Source organism: Paenibacillus sp. J5C2022 (assembly GCF_025567625.1).
GTDB lineage: Bacteria > Bacillota > Bacilli > Paenibacillales > Paenibacillaceae > Pristimantibacillus.
The window spans coordinates 65,792-84,541 of the sequence record NZ_JAOQJC010000034.1 but is presented as its reverse complement, the minus strand read 5'-3'; the positions used below and the strand labels follow the sequence as shown (position 1 = coordinate 84,541).

Here is an 18,750-nt window from a genome sequence, read left to right as displayed (position 1 = left end):
ACACTTTGTACGATTTTTCACACAACCTTCGACGTTTGGGGCCTTATATGCGTCACTTTGTACGATTTTTCACACAACCTTTGACGTTTGGGGCCTTATATGCGTCACTATGTACGATTTTTCGTACAAGCTACCACTGTTGAGCACTCTTGACGACGCGTTTGTACGATTTTTCGTACAAGCTGCCACTGTTGAGCACTCTAGACGGCGCGTTTGTACGATTTTTCGTACAATCCCCCGGCGATTGGAGCCTTATTGTGTGGAGAAAGCCAGTTAGACATGCTGCTGCAGAAATTGCTCCACCTGCCGCTTCTCCGGAATGGATGACTGCGCGCCTGCACCCGTCACAGCCAGCGCCGCCGCTGCGGAAGCGTAGGTCAACGCTTGCTCCGCCGCTATACAGACGGAGCTTGCCGCCGCATACGCACCGATGAAGGTGTCACCCGCTGCGGTCGTATCCACCGCCTTCACACGGAAGGCGGGCACCAGATGGCTCCCGCCCTCCTCATTCAGATAGAAGCAGCCCGCTTCGCCCAGAGTAATAATCACGCTCGACGTACCTTGGCGGATCGCCCATTGCGCAGCCGCCGCTGCTGAAGCGGCATCGTGAACGGATATGCCCGTAATGAGCGAGGCTTCCGTCTCATTCATGACAAGCGTATCCAGATGCGGAAAGATATGCTCCGGAAGCGGTCTCGCCGGTGCCGGATTGAACAGAACGCGCACTCCCTTGCTGCTTGCAGCCACGATGACGGCTTCCGTCGTCTCCCACGCGATCTCATTCTGCAGCAGGACGGCATCCGCTTCCTCCCAGTCCGCCAGACGCTCGACATCTCCGGCGGCCAGTCTGCCGTTCGCGCCGGCTGACAGCACGATCGTATTCTCCCCGTCCTCATTGACGGTGATAAGCGCCAAGCCCGATGTGCCCTCGACCCGCATGACGGCATCCGTCTGCACACCGCTGTCGGCCAAGCCGGCGATTAGCGAATCGCCGAAGGGGTCCGTACCGACCGCCCCCACCATCGCACAGAGCGCTCCCGAGCGGGCCGCCGCCACAGCCTGATTGCCCCCCTTGCCGCCGGGATAGAAGGCCGTCCCGCTGCTTCCGATCGTCTCGCCCGGCTGTGGAAACTGCTTGACGTCGCTGACCACATCCATATTCATGCTGCCAACGACAATAAGCTTGCACATCTTCCTCTCTCCTCTCCCTATCGCACCAGATTGAACCGTTCAACCTGCTGTCCGACAACTCCGATCGTCATTCTGTCTTCACCCACAGGGAAGAGACTGTATGCTCTCCTTCCTCCAGACAGCCGAACCCGTACATGCCGTGTGTGAAAGTCTCATCCTTGCACTCCAGCACATTCTCTCCATTAATAAACAACGTAAACCTGTCGTTGTGCACCTTCACATGGAACGTATAAGCCTTCCCGTGCTCCCAATCGTAATTCGCGCTGGTCAGCCGCTCATAGCCATGGTCGTTGCGGATGAAGGAGACCGCCCCCTTGCCGTCGAAGCCCAGCCTATAATGGCGCATAATGCCTTGCGCCCTCACGATAACGGCATGGCTCCATCCCGACAACGGCGTGACCACCGCCTTCAGCTCCATATTCCGGACATAGTAATTGCCGGAATAAGAAGAACAGTCGCCTTCCGCCGTGCAATGCAGCGCATCTCCTTGCAGCTCCCACTGTCCGTTGTGATGGGCGAACGGCGTGACAGACAGAAATTCCTTCGCCTGCTTGGCGAAATCAACGGTGTACTCCGCACCGCCATACACCTGGAAGCGGCCGATATAGAGACTGCCGATCGCCCGATCCGTCAGCGGCGAATCGCTCTCCAGCACCCAACCGATCTCATCGATCAATGCGCCGTCCGTATCCGGTATAATGAACTGTGTATCTGTCCAATCACCGCTTCGAGGCGTAACCGCAGACAGCCTGATCTCTTCTTTCGTATGCGTATTGCGAACGTAAGGCGTCAGCGTAACCGGCTCGCCTTCCCATTGATCTACATAGATGCGGGCGCTGACGGTCTGCCCACTGTACGCTTGCGGGGAGAACGTCGGCTTATACTTCTCGTCATTGAACTCCTCACGGCGGTAGAACGGCTTGAAGAAAATCTTGCTGCTGTCCCCTGCGACAAGGCGGTCGAACACCACCTCCAGCGAGCCGCGGCTATCCGACGTCACTTGTTCGGAATGGCGCACGACAGGCGTCTTGAATGGATTGCTCGTCCGGAAGCCGTGCGTGGCGCCCGGCAGATCGAAGTCGAAGTACAACTCGCCGGGCTTCACCCGCCCCGCAAGCTCATCCGGTGCGGCAGCTCCCGACAGACGGTAACCCAACAACGCAAGCTCCTTCGCGAAGGTCGGGAAGTCCACGACGTTCAAATACCCGGATACGCTGGAAGCGACGATGAAATCGTTAATCGGCTTCCGGTAATGGTCCGGAATGCCCGCCAGTCCGCCGTATACGCCAAGTATCGTGCCAACGTTGCCCGCATTGCAGTCCGTATCCCAGCCGCACATGGAGGCGATCTCCACCGTTCTGGCGAAGTCCCCTGCGCCATACAGCATGGCCAATACGCATATGCCGGCATTGGGAATAATATGGCACACGCCGGTATACTTGTCATATCCCCAATGATCCTCCAGGTATTGCCTGCAAGCCGCGAAGTCGCCCGGCTCGCGGAGGTGGAAGTCCCGTACGGCATTCACGACAGCCGCATAAGTGGAGTCCTGCGGAATCATGGCCAGTCCCGCATCGATGATCTCATTGACGGAACGGGCTTCGAACGCCTTGGCGATACATGCCGCCATGAATCTCGCTCCGTACAAGCCGTTGCCGTCATGGGATACGCTGGCCGCCTTCTCCGCATAACGCGCGGCCTTCTCCGTATCGCCGGGGAACAGCAGCCCCCAGGAATCGATGAAGATCTGGCCGCCGATCTGCTCCGCCATCACCAGCCCGTTCTGCTCGATGGAACCGGAGCGCGGGGCGGCTATGCCCTTGCGCAGATTAAGATAAGCGCGATGCTCCGTACTGATGTCTTCGCCTCCCCACCAGAACATGCCGACGCCTTCCCGCGCATAATTAAGCCATGCCCGTCCGACATCCTGGGGCTCCAGCTCGCGATCGACGGCATCGTCGTACAACGCACGCACGAAGAAGACCGGCCCGTTCGCGTCGTCGTCCGCAGCGAATGTGCGGTACTCCTTCACATAGCTTCGAATGTCTCCGTACACATCGCGAATGCGTTCGTAGGTCCAGGCTACCGGCTCGATGGGGGCGCCCAGACGGATGCCGATATTCATGCCGATAAAACCTGCGTAAATGCTCTCAACGTAATTTTCTCGTATCATGCTCTCCACTCCTGCCCTGCGCTTATTGAAACATCCGCTTTCTCTTGTCGCTTAGCGCCAAATCCTCCGTAATCATATCCATTGCCACATCGCAGAAACGATCCGCTATCCCAATCAAGTTCAGCCGATTCGCCCCATTCAGCAGCTCCACATCGTCGTCCTGCACGATAGAGACGCCATACATCGCCCCCAGAATGACGCCGATCATGACACCGATGGAATCCGTATCCCTGCCCGAGTTAATGCCATCGCATATGGACCGGTAGTAATCCCCGTCATTCAGTACCATGAACGCAAGCGCCATCGGCAGCTCTTCGATCGACCACAGACGGCTGGGCGTGTAATGATTGCTCGGCACGCCTACCTTCTCCAGCTTGCGGTGAACGTCGTCTCCCATCGGGGAATACTTCAGCATAATGGATTGGAACGTCTTCACGACCCGATCCATATCGTCCCGATACGGCTTTAGCTCGCGCGCCGCCGCGGTAAGCTCCGCAATCGCCTCACGCGTGCCGTCCTTGGCCAGCTGCAACGCCGTCTCCACGATGTCGTCGACGGTGACGCCGTCCTCGAAAGCTCTTGCGACGCAAGCGGCCAGCACTCCGGCCGCTTCCAGTCCATAGCTGCTCTGATGGCCAATGGCGAACAGAATCGCCTCGTCGTAAGCCGCCTTCGGATGGCCGGCGTTCACGATGCCGACGGGGGCGATATACATCGCCGCCCCGCAGTTCACCATGTTGCCGATGCCGCCTTCCCGGGGATCGCAGTTCGCCAGCACATGACGCATGAAGATGTATTTCTCCGGATAGAACAGTCGGTCCATGACAGGAGCTTCCTTGTTCAGCTCCGGTACGAACGTTGGACGATACGCGATCTCCTTCACGAATTCATTGCCCATATCGTACGCGTCCAGATGTCTCCGCTCGGTTCCGTAGACGTTCATGAGCGCAACCGTCATAAGCGTATCGTCCGTCACGATGCCATGTCCTCTCATTCGGCCCAGGCGAGCGTCCTCCGCCCAATCCGTCTTGTACCACTTCGTACGCAACGACGCTACGCGTCCGTATTGCTCTTTAATCTGCTCGTAGGTCAGCTTCTCGACAGGCGCGCCCATCGCATCCCCGAGCGCGGTGGAGACCACCACGCCCCTTACCCGATCCCGGAAAGATATCATCGCTCAATCTCCTTGCCTCATATTGTCTTACTTGATGTTCTCGTTCGCATACTTCGTCAGCTCTGTACCGCCAGCCGCATGCCACGCATCGACGAACTTGTCGAATTCATTCAGGCTGCGCTTGCCGGTAATGAAGTCGGTTGAATATTCCTTGTACAGATTGTTCATCGCATCCCAGTTCGCCACATACTGCTCCGGAATGATGAAGTTGTTGTCCGGCGTATAGTAAGCGGCAGCCAGTTCAAGCGTCTGCATAGCCGGTCCACCCAGCAGAGGCGTCTTCAGCGGCGTATCGCTCTTGAAGTCGATCGGCTCCCAGAATCGTGCATACCATTCGCCATAATATTTGTCGTTCAAAGCAATCTGTCCGTCTTCCATCGCATAATGCTCGTTCTCGAAGCCGAGACGATCCAGCTTCTGTCCGTTCGGGCTCGCCAGGTAGTCGAACACCTTGAACGCCGCATCCTTATGCTTCGACTGCGAGGAGATCGCAAGTCCTCTAGATTCCTTGGTGACATCTGTGGCGCCGAAGCCTTGCGAGACGCCCTTCGCCGGCGGCAGTACAGTAAGGGCCGCCTCGTTGCCGTTAAGCTCCATCATTCTTCCGTCGTACAGATCGACGACTTTGCCGGCTGTACCGGTAATGACGCCGGCCTCACCCTTATAGAAAGCGTCTTCCTTCGTGTCCCATTGCTTCGTAATATATTGCGGATCGAGCAAGCCTTCATTGTAGAGCTTATTGTAGAAGGCCAGCTTCTCCTTCTCGTTCTCTGATACTTTGCCGAACTCGTACGTGCCGTCGTCCTTCTTGAGCCAAGTCTTATCCAGACCGAATGCGGCGTTGAAAATAAAGTTGATCTCATCCATATTGCCTGCAGCCGTAATTGCATAGCTCGGCTTGTCGCCGCCCGGCTTCTTCTCGACGAGTTCCTTGAAGAATGCATAGTAGTTGTCGATCGTCGGGTCATCCGCGAGCGCCTTGGAGCTCTCCAGCTGCTGGAACCAATCGCTGCGGATAACCGGCGCTTTCGGAGCGAGCGGCTTGATCCACAGCAAGTAAGGATAGCTCTCCAGCCTTGTCTCGTTATGCGGCTGAATGATGTCCTTCAGGTAGGTCGACTGCTCAATGTACGGCCGCAGATCCTCCAGCAGCCCTTGCTGCGACATCTGCTGGTCGCCGCCCTGGAAGTAGATAATATCCGGAATCGTTCCGCTCAGCAGCAGCAGGTTCAAGTTCTCGGCATAGCTGCCTTGCGCCACATCGACAAGCTCGAATTTGACATTCAACCCTTCGTCTTTCTTCAGCCCCTCCTCCAGCTGCTGGAAGAACTTCACGGATACGGGATTGGCAGTGCCTTCATCTTTGTACACAATTTTCAGTGTAACGGCTTCTTCTCCGCCGCCTTCGCCTTGCTTCTCTCCGGCGTTGGCCCCCCCATTTGTCCCTTTGCTGCCTTCCGTTCCGGAGTTGCCGCCCGACGAGCAAGCAGCCATAACCATCGTCAATACCGCAATAATGAGCACCAAGCTTATCTTTTTCATCATGATCCTTCTCCCCTTGTACATGATTTCATATCTTCGCCTAGCTTGCTTAATCTTCCTTGAACAGGCATTTCAATTGCATCGGAATGAAGCTGAACCGGCAGCGAGCCGACCTTTCGGTTACGCTCGCCTTTCATCGAAAGTCTTCGATAGCGGTCAATCCTTCACTCCTCCCTCCAGCGCTCCTTTCGCATAATATTTCAATATAAACGGATATAGGATAAGCAGCGGAACCATCGCAATAATGATCGTACCGGCCTGCAAGGAAGCGAAATCCAGATTGGCGCTGCCGCCGAACAAATTCTGCACTCCGAGAATCGCGGTGTTGTCCTGGCGCACGACGAACTGCCTCAGCACAACTTGCAGCGGCCACTTGTCGGGAGTGGTCATATAGATCGTCGCCCGGAAATATTCATTCCAGTGGAAGACGCCGTAGAACAATCCCAGCGTGGCCAGTCCCGGCTTGGACAGCGGCAGGATCATACCCGTATACGTCCGGAAGTGACCGGCGCCGTCGATCCGGGCAGCTTCCAGAATCTCTTCGGGAATGTCCTGGAAAAACCGCATCAGAATGAACAGATAATACACGTTGACCGCTTTGTACAGGATAAGGGCAGTAAAGCTGTCCAGCAGGCCCAGATCCTTGACCAGCAAGTACTCCGGAATCAAGCCCGGCTCGAACACCATAATGATGATTAGAAACACAAGCACGACCCGCTTGCCGACGAAGTCCGTCCGTCCCAGAACATATGCGGCCATGGACGTCAGGAACAAATTCAAGAAGGTACCCGCACCTGTAATCCACACCGAATTCAGAATGCTTCCCGTTATGAGCGGATTGCTCATAAGCACTTCGTAATTGACGAAGGACCAGCCCTTCGGCCATATGTCGAGACCGCTCATCAAGTGAGCGCGGTTCGGCTCGGTCAGCGACAAGGCGAGCAGGTTCAATATCGGAACAAGGACGGTAAGCGTCAGCAGAAAGAGCAGCGTGTAGATGATAATTTTGGACCATTCCGGTCGTCTTCTCTTCATCGTCATGTTCATCCCCCCTACCAAACGCCTTTGCCTGAAATGCGCTTCGAAATAAAATGCGTACCCAATATGAGAACGATGCCGATGACGCCCTTGAACAGGCTGGCAGCCGTCGCATATGCGAACTGGCCGTTCACGATGCCGATCCGGTACACATACGTATCCAGAATATCGACAACGCTAATGACGGAATCATTCATGAAGTTGAATACCTGATCGAAGCCCGCATTCATGAAGAAGCCAAGATTCAGAATGAAGACGGTTACAACAGTGCTATATAGATGCGGAAGCGTAATATAGCGCATCTGCTGCAGTCGTGTCGCCCCGTCTATATGAGCGGCTTCGTACAATCCCGGGCTTATCTTCATAATGGCGGCCAAGTAGATGATGGAATCCCAGCCTGCGCTTCGCCATACTTCCGAGAAGACGAATACCCAGCGAATATGCTCCTTGCTCGTCATATAGTCCACGGAAGGCAGCTGGAAGAAATTCGCGATCAGGTTCACGCCGCCCGTTGCGGGGTCCAGCAAGCTGATCCATATGCCGGCAATGACGACCCAGGACAGGAAATGCGGCAAGTAGACGATGGATTGTACAAATTTCCGATACTTGGAGCTGCGCACCTCATTGATGAGCAGAGACAGGACGATCGGAATGGGCAGCACGAATGCCATCTTCATCAAGCTGATGACGATCGTATTTTGCAGAACGTTCATGAATGCCGGCGAGCTGAACAGAATGTCGAAGTGCTTCCAGCCGACCCATACGTGATCGCCCAATATGCGGTAATCCTGAAAGGCCAGCTTCATGCCGTACAGCGGTATAACATGAAAGATGATGAAATATAATATCGGCGGCGTCAGCATCGCATACAGCACCCAATCCTGCCGCATCCGTCTAAGCAGCTTCATCGGCTTATCCCCCCTCTTCCCCGATGTCCAGCGTCATTAATGGCGCATGCTGCTGGGCGCCGTATACATCCCGGTCTCCGACCGTTCCGGAGGACACGTCGCGGGATATCGTCACCTTGAAGCCCAGCGCCTGATCGAAGAAGACAAGGTGATGAATCTGCTCTTCCTTGATCTGATATATCCTGCATATCGTATCCTTGGAAATGACGCCGGAGCGCTTTACTTTGTAATAGCTTTCTTCGTTGTCGAACAGCACATCCATCGTAAGCTCGAACGGGCCGGAATTTTTACTTCGCAATACTTTCGCTAGCTGGGCGAGCTGCGTCATCGTGCCATCCTCCTCCCCAATGCTGTATCGTGAACGGATTGTCTTGCATCTCCATCAGATGATAAATAGAAAATTCATACACGGGTCCGAACTCCACATCGCTCGGAGCGAACGGAAAGGCGAGATTGCCTGCCGTCGACTTGCGCCCCTCATAGCCGTAATGCAAGAAAGTGGAGCGAACAGTAGAGCAGATACTGCTGGCCAGCTCCTGCGTCTTCGCGATCACTTCGAACATCACGCCAACCTCATGACCGCCGAAGGCTGCCGCCTCCTTGCTTCCCAGCACCCCGTTCATACCGTAGTTGTAGAAGCGGATGCTATAGTCGTCACGAGGCACCTCGCGATAATACTCCATCGTCTGCTCCTGCACATAATGCTCCACTTCCTCCAGCTTTCCGAGCAGAATAGGATCTCTGACGCCTGCGATAACGAAGGTGCGATAAGCGACGAGCCGTGCCCCTTCCAGCTTGATGAACGTTTTGTCTCCGGGCAGGTAACGGCTGCCCGTCACTTCTACGACGCCGGGCGCCGTCTCCCGGAACCGGCAATGCTCCAGGTCCAGCGTGAAGCCGGGACCATGAAGAATGTAAGGATGCTCCTTCTCGTAGAAGGTGTGAGCGGCCACGCTGCTGGGACTGCAGGTGCGTATCGGATTCAGCGACTGTACCGTGAAGTGATTGTCGCCGATCGTCCCCAGGATGCTGTCCTTCGTCGTGCCGGGCTCGGCGCATAGCGCGCCGCATTCCAGTATTTTGCCCAAATGATAGGATAATCCGGGGTCCTTTCCGTGAAAAATGCCAATCGCTGCAAAAGGAGAAGGATCGTACGCCCTGCCGCATACGATAATCTCGCTTCCCTGCCGGAGCGCCTCCACAATCGGCTCATGTCCCATCTGGGCGACGATCGAGGTTGTATCCGCAATCATTTCCTCCGTTAAAGATGGAATGTTCCGACTTAATGGTGCGATTCTGCCCTCGGCATTCGCTGCCAGAATCTCTTCTTGCGTGAAATCCGCCCAGATGACGGCAATGCGCGCTTGCAGCCCCTGCTCCCGGAGAATTTCGTCAATGACGTCCAATGTCCAGTTCACATGCGCCTTCGCGCCTGATCCTCCCGCCGATCCGATAATAACCGGTATGCCCTGCGGTACGCCTTGCCCGATTATGAGCTCCAGATCCTTCTTCACGGCGCGCTTGCTGACGATGGATACGCCTGCGCCAAGCTTGTGGGGACCCGCATCCGTAGAGCCGGCATCGACGACGATGCCGTGCGGCCGGGCTTCAATGCCTCTCATGAAGGAGCTCTCCGGAAATCCGTAGCCCAGCATGCCGCATGGCGATAGTATGGAAATGTCTGTACTCATATGCGATCCCTCTTTGTCATGTAATGGATAGAGCTGGAAAATTGGTAAGGTGGATAATTGGATGGTCCAGATAAAGCGTCAGGGGGATCGGTTATCCCCTGTTCTACTTCGTAACGGTGTTTTTCTGTATATTGGCTCTTACTTTGCTCAAGTGATTAAGCAGTGCGTTTTTCGCTTTCTCGGGATTCCGATCCTTGATGGCTTGCAGAATAAGCAGATGCTCTTCGTACACTTCTTCCTTCCGCCCCGGAATGACAGCCGTCTTGCTAAGTGTGCGCTTCAGCAGATCCATATGGAACTCGATCAGATTGATAAGCACCACATTGTGCGTAGCCTTGGCGATGGACAGATGGAACGCCTGATCAGGAGCCGACCGGCTCTCGCCCTCCACATCGATCTCGCCCCACTTCCGGAAGGCGGCTTCGATCTCGGCGATATCTTCGTCAGTGGCTCGTACGGCAGCCAGCTCCACAATACCGGTCTCGAACAGTTCCCGTGCTTCCAGCAATTCTATTATCGTCGCGCGCTCAATGTTATCCATGATCCGATTCTTGTCTTCCATGCTGTCCAGCGCCTTGCTCAGGAAGCGCCCGCCGCCCGGCCTAGCCTCGATCAGCCCTTCCCGCTCCAGAATACGGAACGCTTCGCGCAGCGTCCCCCGGCTAATGCCGAACGCCTGAGCCAGCTCCCGCTCTGTGGGAAGCACATCTCCGGGAGCCAGATTGCCCTCTGCAATCAATCCTTTAATCTGCTCGATCACATCTTCGTACACTCTATGGTATCTAATCTTCTTAATGGTCATAAGCGCGCCCTTTCACTTCAAATACGGTTCAATTGGCGTTATCTGAATTGGATCACCCAATTGACCACACCCCAATTTTACGTGGAACCCCTTACAACTGTCAAGCATTTTTCATTTTTTCTGCTATAGTTAGTTATACTGCTGATGTCCGCGGATGTCTGTGGATGATTGCAAAACACTCTGACACCTTGGCGTGTAAAGGAGAATGGGCTGCCAACTATCCAGTAGCTAGCGAGCGGTGCGCGATACTGGACAGTAGATGAAATGGATTTATAGCCTTTATTTTCCTATATTGCACCAGATAGATGAGTTTAAATGGATTTATAGTAACTAAATTTTGCGATATCCGTGTATGTGCTCCATACCCACTAATTTAGCTGTACTTTTTCCAGTTGGAGTACCATGAAGTCATAACTCGCGTTCACTAACTGTACAAAATCCATGTAAACTCCAAAGGAGATGACAATGATGGTTGCCAATCTGCAACGCAAACAGTCCAAATCGCTCCTCAACAGGGGCAGCGGCTTCCTGGACGGCTATAGCCATACGCTCAACCCTTACACAGGCTGCTCCTTCGGCTGTTCATACTGCTATGTTCGTCGTATGCCCGTCTCCTTGTTCCGGAGGGAGGAATGGGGGACTTGGGTAGATGTGAAGCAAAATGCAGCCGAGCTGCTGCGGAAAGAGCTGATTCGGGAGCGTAAAAAAGGACCTGTGACCATCTTTATGTCCTCCAGTACCGATCCTTATCAGCCTGTGGAATACCGGGAGAAACTGACCCGTTCGCTGCTGGAGACGATGGCTGAGGAGCCCCCCGACTTCCTGTTCCTGCAAACGAGAAGCCCGCTCGTTACGCGCGATGCGGATGTGTTGCTAGAGCTGGGAGAACGGGTTCGCGTCAGTATGACGGTAGAGACCGACCGCGACGACATACGCCGAGCATTCTCGCCATATGCGCCGCCGATAGCCGCACGGCTGCGGGCTTTGAAGGAGCTGGGCGATCGCGGGATTCCCATTCAGGCTACCGTTGCCCCCATGCTTCCGTATAGCGACAATTTCCCGGAGGTGCTTCGCGCTGCAGCCGAACGGATCTGTATCGACGATTACTTCATGGGAGACGGCAGCGGCGGCAAGCGAACGGAGAAGCTGGGCATGATCAGGATCTACGAGGAGCTTGGTCTTCAAAGCTGGTACCGTCCGGATGCTTACCGCGCGTTGTACAATCAGCTGCTGCATGTATTTCCGCAAGAAAACATCTTTATTAGCCAGTCCGGCTTCATGCCGGGCTGAGCTTGGTATTCTCCACTCTATCGTATAAGAACGCCTCTTCTTGCATATCCCGACCAAGCATAAATCGATGATTGCCGATTGTTCCCCAACCGCCCAATTGTTTCCCGCAGGAAAATTTGTGTTGTACACGCAACAAGAAAAGGTGTAGAATCATAGACATATACAATAGTGAAATGATTGGCATATATATTTTTAGACAAAAGTTGCCCTTGGGAAAAATATTTACCCTTGTATAAAAAGGAGGTCCCGCATGATGACATCTTCATCTATGCATGCATTGTCTCATTACAAGACAGGTCAGTATATCCGGATCGTCCGCATCGATGTTCCTGGCGTTCTCCGGCGCCGGTTGCTCGATCTCGGGTTCGTTCCGGGAGCGGTCATCGAAGTGCTTCAAAAAAGTCCGTTGGGCGATCCCGTAGCTTATAGGGTCAATCAAACGACCATCGCGCTTCGCAAAGAGGAATCCGATCTTATCTACGGAGAACAGGAGGAGGTGCATTAACATGGCTTCATATCGAGTTGCGTTGGCCGGCAATCCGAACACGGGAAAAAGCACCTTGTTCAATGCGCTTACGGGATTGCGCCAGCATACGGGCAATTGGGCGGGCAAAACCGTTTTACGCGCAGAGGGACAGTATGAATTCGAACAGCAATCCTATACGGTCATCGATTTGCCGGGCACTTATTCTTTATTCTCGAATTCCACGGATGAAGAAGTCGCCCGCGATTACATTATATTCGACAAACCGGATGTTACGCTCGTAGTGCTTGATGCAACAGCGTTGGAGCGGAATATGAATCTGGCGTTGCAAGTAATGGAGATGACGTCTAATGTCGTCTTGTGCATCAACCTGATGGATGAGGCGAGAAGGCTCGGCATAAGCATCGATGCCCCCAAGCTTGCCGACAAGTTAGGGGTGCCCGTCGTCAAAATATCCGCTCGCAGCAAAGAAGGCATCCATGAGCTGTTGAAGGTTATCCATCAAGTCGCAGCAGGCGTCCTGAAGCCGACGCCAAGAGCCATAACCTACAGCCCGGAAATCGAGCAGAAAATTCAGGAAATTGTACCCGAAATCAAGAATGCGTTCGGCAACGCCTATCCTTCCAGATGGATCGCGCTCAGACTGATTGAAGGGGATGACAGCATCTGGAACGCATTGGAGAAATATACCTCCGTCGAAGACAGAAAGGATTGGGTGTTAGATGGACAATCAAGCCTCCATTACTAATAACGCCTTTCGGCAATTAAGACAAAAAGCAAATGCGGCCAACAGCGACATTCGCGATCAGTTGGTCAGCGACATATACGCGAATGCGCATGAGCTGTGCGCGGATGTCGTCACTTACAAGGATCGTAACCAGCTGATGCGCACCTACAGACTGGACCGGATTCTGACGTCCCCCATCTGGGGATTTCCGATCATGCTGCTCATGCTGGGAACCGTATTCTGGCTCACGATTGCTGGCGCCAATGTTCCTTCGGCGATGATCGCGAGCTTCTTCGGTTGGATAGAAGGATACTTGACAGCCGGCTTCGAAGCGGTGCATGCGCCGGATTGGCTGCACGGTATATTGATTCTTGGCTTTTTCAGAGGCACCTCCTGGGTTGTCAGCGTCATGCTGCCTCCTATGGCTATCTTCTTCCCGGCATTCGCTTTGCTTGAAAATTTCGGCTATTTGCCGAGGGTCGCTTTCAATATGGACCGGTTGTTCAAGAAGTCCGGCGGCCACGGCAAACAAGCGCTGACGATGTCCATGGGATTCGGCTGCAACGCCGCCGCTATCATGTCTACCCGAATCATCGAGTCGCCACGCGAGAGGATGTTGGCCATCCTGACCAACAATTTCGTGCCTTGCAATGGAAGATGGCCGACTTTAATATTGCTTGCATCCCTGTTTATGACGGTCGGAGTAGCCAGCCAGTTCCATACTTTGACGACGGCCCTTATTCTTATGGGAATGGTGCTGCTTGGCATTGTCGTTACGCTGACCGTGTCGTGGGTCATGTCCAGAACCGCGCTCAAAGGCGTTCCTACTCACTACACACTTGAGCTTCCGCCTTATCGCAAGCCGCTCATTATGAAGACGATTCTGATCGCTTCCAAAGACAAATCGTGGTCCGTACTGAAGCGTGCCGTCGTCGTCGCCGCTCCTGCCGGCATTATTACATGGATATTGGGCAATGTATATGTTGGGGATACAAGCGTATTGAATCATATGGCCGCTTTCTTCGATCCTTTCGCCCATATGCTCGGGCTTGACGGTTTTATTCTTATGGCCTTTATTCTTGGCTTGCCGGCGAACGAGATCGTGCTTCCGATTCTGCTCATGGGCTACTTATCTTCCGGTGCGATGGTAGATGTCGAAGGTTTAAGCGACATTAAGGACATTTTCCTTAATCAGGGATGGACTTGGCTGACGGCGCTGAATATGATGCTGTTCTCCCTGCTGCATTATCCTTGCGGAACGACATTGATCAATATTTACAAGGAGACGCGCAGTCCGAAATGGACCTTCTTGTCGTTCCTGATCCCCACCGGAATCGCCATCGCCGTTACCTTCGTCGTCGCGCAGGTAGCCAGAGCACTGGGATGGGCGTGAACGGCGTGCCACTGTTAGGCACAAGAATGAGAGGACATCGGCCTATTAGGGGCGACGATGTCCTCAACTTGTTGGTAATCCTCAGGACGCCTCTTGGCGTCCTTTTCTTCGTCTTCGGGACGATTGTCACCCCGCTGCGACTAGCCAATTCACAGACTTACGGATTTCGCAGCGGTTATTGCAATCCCTTTCTCTCAATCTATTCCACCTGCCGCCTCTTTTTTTGACTGTTGATCCTGACTATCAGCCTCTTTTATGCCTTAATCAGTTATTTGTTCAGATTCATGATAGTTTCGTTTAGTATGCTATCCAACGATGAAGAAATTGGCATATGACCGGGGACAGGAGAGTGAACGTACACAGTCATACGTGATCGGAAGCCTATTGGCTTATTTTGCATGTCAAAATTTGAAAGTAAATATTTGGAGGATTTCACATGAAGAAAAAAGCACTCGCGGCGCTGTTGTCATTATTGCTTATTTTCCAATATGTCAGCTATTCCGGGATGTTAAGATCGGTTCATGCTTCTCCGGCAGGCACGATAACCGAGAACATTCTGACCGGCATGAAGTTGACGACGCAAGACGTTCCGGATACGGTCGTCGCATCCGTCTACGAATCCGTCTACGGTACGCTCAGCTACGTACATCCCGATATTCGGCTGGATATCGGAGAGGACGATATTCTGCTGCTGAATTACGAATGGCAGCTTCCCGAAAACCATGGCTATGCGGCAGGGGATACATTCGTCTTCCAGCTTCCTTCCGAGATGGTGATGTACAACAGCTTTCAAGACAAGCCTTTGACAGGAAGCCCTTCGGTCGGCACCTTCGACCTGGACAAGTCGACGGGCGTGGTAACCATGACGTTCAACGAGCAAATAGAAGGTACGCCAGTTCATGGCACGCTGCAATTCTGGACGTTCTTCACAGAAGCCAGCGTAAGCAACCGTACTGAAGTGCCTATCGACTTCAGCATCGGAGATCCGCTTGTCATTAAGCTGAATCCGAACGTGTCCGTACCGATGTCCAAAGACGGATCAGCGGATAAAGCAATGAATCCGGGCCAATACAAGTGGACGATCGACATCAATAAAAATCTGCGCAGCATAGAAAATGCGATTGTCACGGACAGCATTCCGGAAGGACTGCAATTGCTGAGCGGATCGCTTCAAGTGCATAATCTGAATATTGGCTTGAACGGCTCGGCAACGCCTGGAGACCTTGTCGATCCCGCGCAATATCAAGTCGAGAATCCGGCCGCTCCCGATTATGAATTGAAGGTGGAGCTGGGAGATATTCAATCCGCATATCGCCTGACATTCGACACGGTCATTACAGACTTCGACAAGACCAGCTTTACGAATCAAGCGTTACTCTCAGGCGACGGCATACCTACGCTCTCTGCCGACAAGACGGTCAACCAACAACGCGGCCAATTGCTGGAAGGCAAAAATGCGATTCAATACGATGCCGAGAGCGATCATCTCATTACCTGGGAAATAAAATACAACTACGGCGAGCAACCTGTAGCAGGCAAGTCGTTGACCGACCTGTTCGATGAACGACTGGAGCTGGTACCGGGTTCCATCAAAGTATTTCCTATCGCAGATGTTAATCATGACGGCATAACGCCGGGCACAGAGCTCGCGGAAGGCACGGATTACACGCTGAACTACAATGTGAGCGCCCATCCGGACAGTACGGGGCATGAAGGCTTTGTACTGACATTCTCTGCTGGACTGGGGTCCCAATCCGCCTACAAAATTAGATACGAAACAAAAGCTGCGGCTGACTTTCTGATAGCGAATGATATTGGCGTGAAAAACACAGTGTACGCGGACGACAAAAAAAGGTCGGCAACGAAGACACTGGAACAGCAGATGCTGGACAAATGGCATTCCAATACCGACTACGCCGCACGAACGATCGACTGGACCATTGTATTGAACAAGAACAACTATGATCTTCACGATGTCGTCTACGACGATACGTTCGCCAATGGCGATTCCGGCGTTCTGAGATTAGTGCCGGGCTCTCTCGTTATTCAACAAGATGGCGTAACCGTGGGGGATTCCGTCTACACCTTAGCTTATAAACCGGTTGGCGTTGCGGACACGGCTGAAGGCTTCACGATCGCCTTCCCGAACGGAAATCACTCCTATGTCATCAAGTACACGACTTCGTTCGATTACGAGGAACATAGCTATGCGCCGCACTTTGACTTCGACAACAAAGGCAAGCTGACATGGCTTTGGACGCCTGGCGGAGAAGAAATCTCGAAAACTGTGCAGTCTGATGTCGATCCACGCCAGGAAGTGAAGCACAACGGCTTCAAAAAAGGCAGCTACGATGCGGCGAACAAGCTAATCACCTGGAAAATCGGCGTGAACTACAACAGCAAAACAATGACGAACGCAGTGGTGACAGATCAGCTGACATCGGTGCAGCAGTTGGTGCCAGGCTCTATAGTCGTTCGCGAAATGACAGTACGACCGGATGGCAGCACCCAGCTTGGAACCGTATTGACGGAAAATACGGACTATGCGGTCCAGCTTCCGGATAACGGCAATAACAATGAGCTGAAAGTTGCGTTCACCGGTACGATCGTAAGACCTTATCAAATTTCATTTGAAACTGAGCTTGAAGATGAGCTGATTGACGATACGACCATTACAAATACGGCGCTTCTATCTGCAGACGGCTTCAATCCTGTTCACTTGATCAGCAATGTGGCCATCCCTAAAGCGGGTGAGTACGTCCATAAGTCGGGGGTTCAGAACAGCTCAGATGCTTACTTGGCTGACTGGAGCATCTACGTCAATCGCGGACAATCCGCTGTACAGAACGCCAAAATTATCGATGTGCCTAGCGACAAACAAATTTTGGTCAAGGAATCGTTCCAACTATTCCAAACGAACGTGGCCGCAAACGGGAACGTGAGCAAAGGCGCGCTTATCGATCCTGCATCCAGCATGTATGAACTTCAATTCATCGAAGTCGGCGACCCTGACCTTGAAAACAAGCTGTCCGCTCATTTCACTGCGAATAAAGTGCAGGAATTGATGACTTCGCTTGCAGGCGCGAGCAATATCGGCGACGAGCTGTTCATCCTGTCGTTCAATCAAGAGATATCACGCCCGTACTTGCTGCAGTATCAATCGGTTATCGATGCGGAGCATAATAACGTCATTGATAATGTGGCATCCTTTATCGGCACCGGGGTTGCCATGAAGGATAATCAGAACAATACGCAAATCCAGGTAAAATTGTCCGGCGGCACCGGCACTGGCGGCATCTATCGAGGAAGCATTAAAGTGATGAAGCTGGAGGAAAAAGCGGTGGCAACCGATCCCGATATTTCGCTGCAAGGCGCGAAGTTCCGCTTGACGCATAATACCAACGGCGGATTTGCCGCTAAGACGGCTACGACGAATGCGAGTGGTGAAATTGTATTCGCCGATCTTCCTTACGGTACGTACACGCTTAAGGAAATTGCTGCGCCAAGCGGTTATTCCATCATCGGGAACGGGGAAGTTGAATTGAAAATCAACTCTTCTGTCGCTAAGGAAGTTACGGTGGAAAACAAGAAAGTCGTTGTTCCGTCGCCGAGCCCGTCGCCGAGCCCATCGCCGAGTCCGTCGCCGAGCCCATCGCCGAGTCCGTCGCCGAGCCCATCGCCGAGTCCATCGCCGACCCCGTCGCCGACCCCGTCACCGAGTCCGTCACCGAGTCCGTCACCGAGCCCGTCACCGAGCCCGTCACCGAGTCCGAGCCCGACTACGGCTCCGACTCCGAGCCCGACTACGGCTCCGACTCCGAGCCCGACTACGGCTCCGACTCCGAGTCCGACTACGGCTCCGACGCCTAGCCCGACTACGGCTCCGACACCGGAGCCTACGATTGAGCCGTCGCCGTCACCAACTCCTCCGGTTGTGAAGGAAACGACGGACGAAGAAGAGCCGGTAACCGGCGAAGTTGAAGTTCCTCCTGGCGGAACGACAGACATAACGGAGCCGCCTACTAACGGCAGCGTGACCGTGACGCCCGACGGCAAGTGGGAATATGTGCCTGACCCTGAATTTGTAGGCAAAGACTCCTTTACCATTGTCGTAACGGATGAAAACGGGGAAGAGTCGGAGATTGTTTTTGAAATCGATGTAGAGGAAATACCGTTAGGCAATGTCGAAGGGACCCCTGATATCGATAAGCTTCCAAAAACAGGAGAGAACAGCTATTTGCTTCTTTACTTGTTAGGAGCCGCCTTCATTGGTGGCGGTATTGCGCTTCGACTGAAGAGAGAGAAACGAAATACGTAGCGTTACATTTAGCCGTCCA

Annotated in this window: 14 protein-coding genes; 5 read left to right on the top strand and 9 right to left on the bottom strand. The window is 53.5% G+C overall.

Features of this window, described 5'->3' with window-relative positions; genetic code table 11:
• Positions 1-273 precede the first annotated feature (273 nt).
• The 9 genes from rbsK to M6D81_RS23050 form a co-directional block, all read right to left on the bottom strand.
• On the bottom strand, positions 274-1,191 hold the full coding sequence (rbsK, locus tag M6D81_RS23090) for a ribokinase (RefSeq protein ID WP_262679472.1): 918 nt from the start codon (positions 1,189-1,191) through the stop codon (positions 274-276).
• Positions 1,192-1,258: 67 nt separating this feature from the next.
• Positions 1,259-3,364, bottom strand: coding sequence for an ADP-ribosylglycohydrolase family protein (locus M6D81_RS23085; RefSeq protein ID WP_262679471.1), 2,106 nt, complete (start codon positions 3,362-3,364; stop codon positions 1,259-1,261).
• A gap of 22 nt (positions 3,365-3,386) precedes the next feature.
• A complete protein-coding gene (locus tag M6D81_RS23080) occupies positions 3,387-4,538 on the bottom strand; it encodes an ADP-ribosylglycohydrolase family protein (protein ID WP_262679470.1) in 1,152 nt (383 codons plus the stop codon).
• Positions 4,539-4,565: 27 nt separating this feature from the next.
• On the bottom strand, positions 4,566-6,080 hold the full coding sequence (locus M6D81_RS23075) for an extracellular solute-binding protein (protein ID WP_262679477.1): 1,515 nt from the start codon (positions 6,078-6,080) through the stop codon (positions 4,566-4,568).
• A 156-nt stretch (positions 6,081-6,236) separates the two neighbouring features.
• Positions 6,237-7,121 (bottom strand): carbohydrate ABC transporter permease, encoded by an 885-nt coding sequence (locus M6D81_RS23070; RefSeq protein WP_262679469.1) that lies wholly within the window; start codon positions 7,119-7,121, stop codon positions 6,237-6,239.
• Positions 7,122-7,132: 11 nt separating this feature from the next.
• The gene (locus M6D81_RS23065) at positions 7,133-8,026 is read right to left on the bottom strand and encodes an ABC transporter permease (protein WP_262679468.1); all 894 of its coding nucleotides are present in this window, start codon (positions 8,024-8,026) and stop codon (positions 7,133-7,135) included.
• Between the two features lie 4 nt (positions 8,027-8,030).
• On the bottom strand, positions 8,031-8,354 hold the full coding sequence (locus M6D81_RS23060) for a DUF4387 domain-containing protein (RefSeq protein ID WP_262679467.1): 324 nt from the start codon (positions 8,352-8,354) through the stop codon (positions 8,031-8,033).
• A complete protein-coding gene (locus M6D81_RS23055) occupies positions 8,314-9,717 on the bottom strand; it encodes a DUF1446 domain-containing protein (RefSeq protein ID WP_262679466.1) in 1,404 nt (467 codons plus the stop codon). The genes M6D81_RS23060 and M6D81_RS23055 overlap by 41 nt, the downstream gene beginning before the upstream one ends.
• Before the next feature lie 103 nt (positions 9,718-9,820).
• Entirely contained in the window at positions 9,821-10,519 is a 699-nt protein-coding gene (locus M6D81_RS23050; protein WP_262679465.1) for a FadR/GntR family transcriptional regulator, read from the bottom strand.
• 468 nt (positions 10,520-10,987) lie between these two features.
• Here M6D81_RS23050 and M6D81_RS23045 point away from each other — a divergent pair, with 468 nt between their 5' ends.
• The 5 genes from M6D81_RS23045 to M6D81_RS23025 all read left to right on the top strand — a co-directional run bounded on the left by M6D81_RS23045 (position 10,988) and on the right by M6D81_RS23025 (position 18,731).
• The gene (locus M6D81_RS23045) at positions 10,988-11,809 is read left to right on the top strand and encodes an SPL family radical SAM protein (RefSeq protein WP_262679475.1); all 822 of its coding nucleotides are present in this window, start codon (positions 10,988-10,990) and stop codon (positions 11,807-11,809) included.
• A 253-nt stretch (positions 11,810-12,062) separates the two neighbouring features.
• Complete coding sequence (locus M6D81_RS23040; protein WP_262679474.1) at positions 12,063-12,314, top strand: FeoA family protein; 252 nt, start codon at positions 12,063-12,065, stop codon at positions 12,312-12,314.
• Position 12,315: 1 nt separating this feature from the next.
• Positions 12,316-13,041 carry a FeoB small GTPase domain-containing protein gene (locus M6D81_RS23035; protein WP_262679464.1) on the top strand — a complete coding sequence of 242 codons (726 nt, stop codon included), beginning with the start codon at positions 12,316-12,318 and terminating at the stop codon, positions 13,039-13,041.
• Positions 13,016-14,413, top strand: coding sequence for a nucleoside recognition domain-containing protein (locus M6D81_RS23030; protein WP_262679463.1), 1,398 nt, complete (start codon positions 13,016-13,018; stop codon positions 14,411-14,413). Before M6D81_RS23035 ends, M6D81_RS23030 begins: the two co-directional genes overlap by 26 nt.
• Before the next feature lie 436 nt (positions 14,414-14,849).
• Entirely contained in the window at positions 14,850-18,731 is a 3,882-nt protein-coding gene (locus M6D81_RS23025; RefSeq protein ID WP_262679462.1) for a collagen binding domain-containing protein, read from the top strand.
• Positions 18,732-18,750: the final 19 nt, after the last annotated feature.

Coding starts and splice junctions, on each gene's coding strand:
- M6D81_RS23060 (WP_262679467.1), bottom strand. CDS start 8,354: ATGACGCAGCTCGCCCAGCTAGCGAAAGTATTGCGAAGTAAAAATTCC.
- rbsK (WP_262679472.1), bottom strand. CDS start 1,191: ATGTGCAAGCTTATTGTCGTTGGCAGCATGAATATGGATGTGGTCAGC.
- M6D81_RS23085 (WP_262679471.1), bottom strand. CDS start 3,364: ATGATACGAGAAAATTACGTTGAGAGCATTTACGCAGGTTTTATCGGC.
- M6D81_RS23035 (WP_262679464.1), top strand. CDS start 12,316: ATGGCTTCATATCGAGTTGCGTTGGCCGGCAATCCGAACACGGGAAAA.
- M6D81_RS23065 (WP_262679468.1), bottom strand. CDS start 8,026: ATGAAGCTGCTTAGACGGATGCGGCAGGATTGGGTGCTGTATGCGATG.
- M6D81_RS23040 (WP_262679474.1), top strand. CDS start 12,063: ATGACATCTTCATCTATGCATGCATTGTCTCATTACAAGACAGGTCAG.
- M6D81_RS23030 (WP_262679463.1), top strand. CDS start 13,016: ATGGACAATCAAGCCTCCATTACTAATAACGCCTTTCGGCAATTAAGA.
- M6D81_RS23025 (WP_262679462.1), top strand. CDS start 14,850: ATGAAGAAAAAAGCACTCGCGGCGCTGTTGTCATTATTGCTTATTTTC.
- M6D81_RS23075 (WP_262679477.1), bottom strand. CDS start 6,080: ATGAAAAAGATAAGCTTGGTGCTCATTATTGCGGTATTGACGATGGTT.
- M6D81_RS23080 (WP_262679470.1), bottom strand. CDS start 4,538: ATGATATCTTTCCGGGATCGGGTAAGGGGCGTGGTGGTCTCCACCGCG.
- M6D81_RS23050 (WP_262679465.1), bottom strand. CDS start 10,519: ATGACCATTAAGAAGATTAGATACCATAGAGTGTACGAAGATGTGATC.
- M6D81_RS23045 (WP_262679475.1), top strand. CDS start 10,988: ATGGTTGCCAATCTGCAACGCAAACAGTCCAAATCGCTCCTCAACAGG.
- M6D81_RS23055 (WP_262679466.1), bottom strand. CDS start 9,717: ATGAGTACAGACATTTCCATACTATCGCCATGCGGCATGCTGGGCTAC.
- M6D81_RS23070 (WP_262679469.1), bottom strand. CDS start 7,121: ATGACGATGAAGAGAAGACGACCGGAATGGTCCAAAATTATCATCTAC.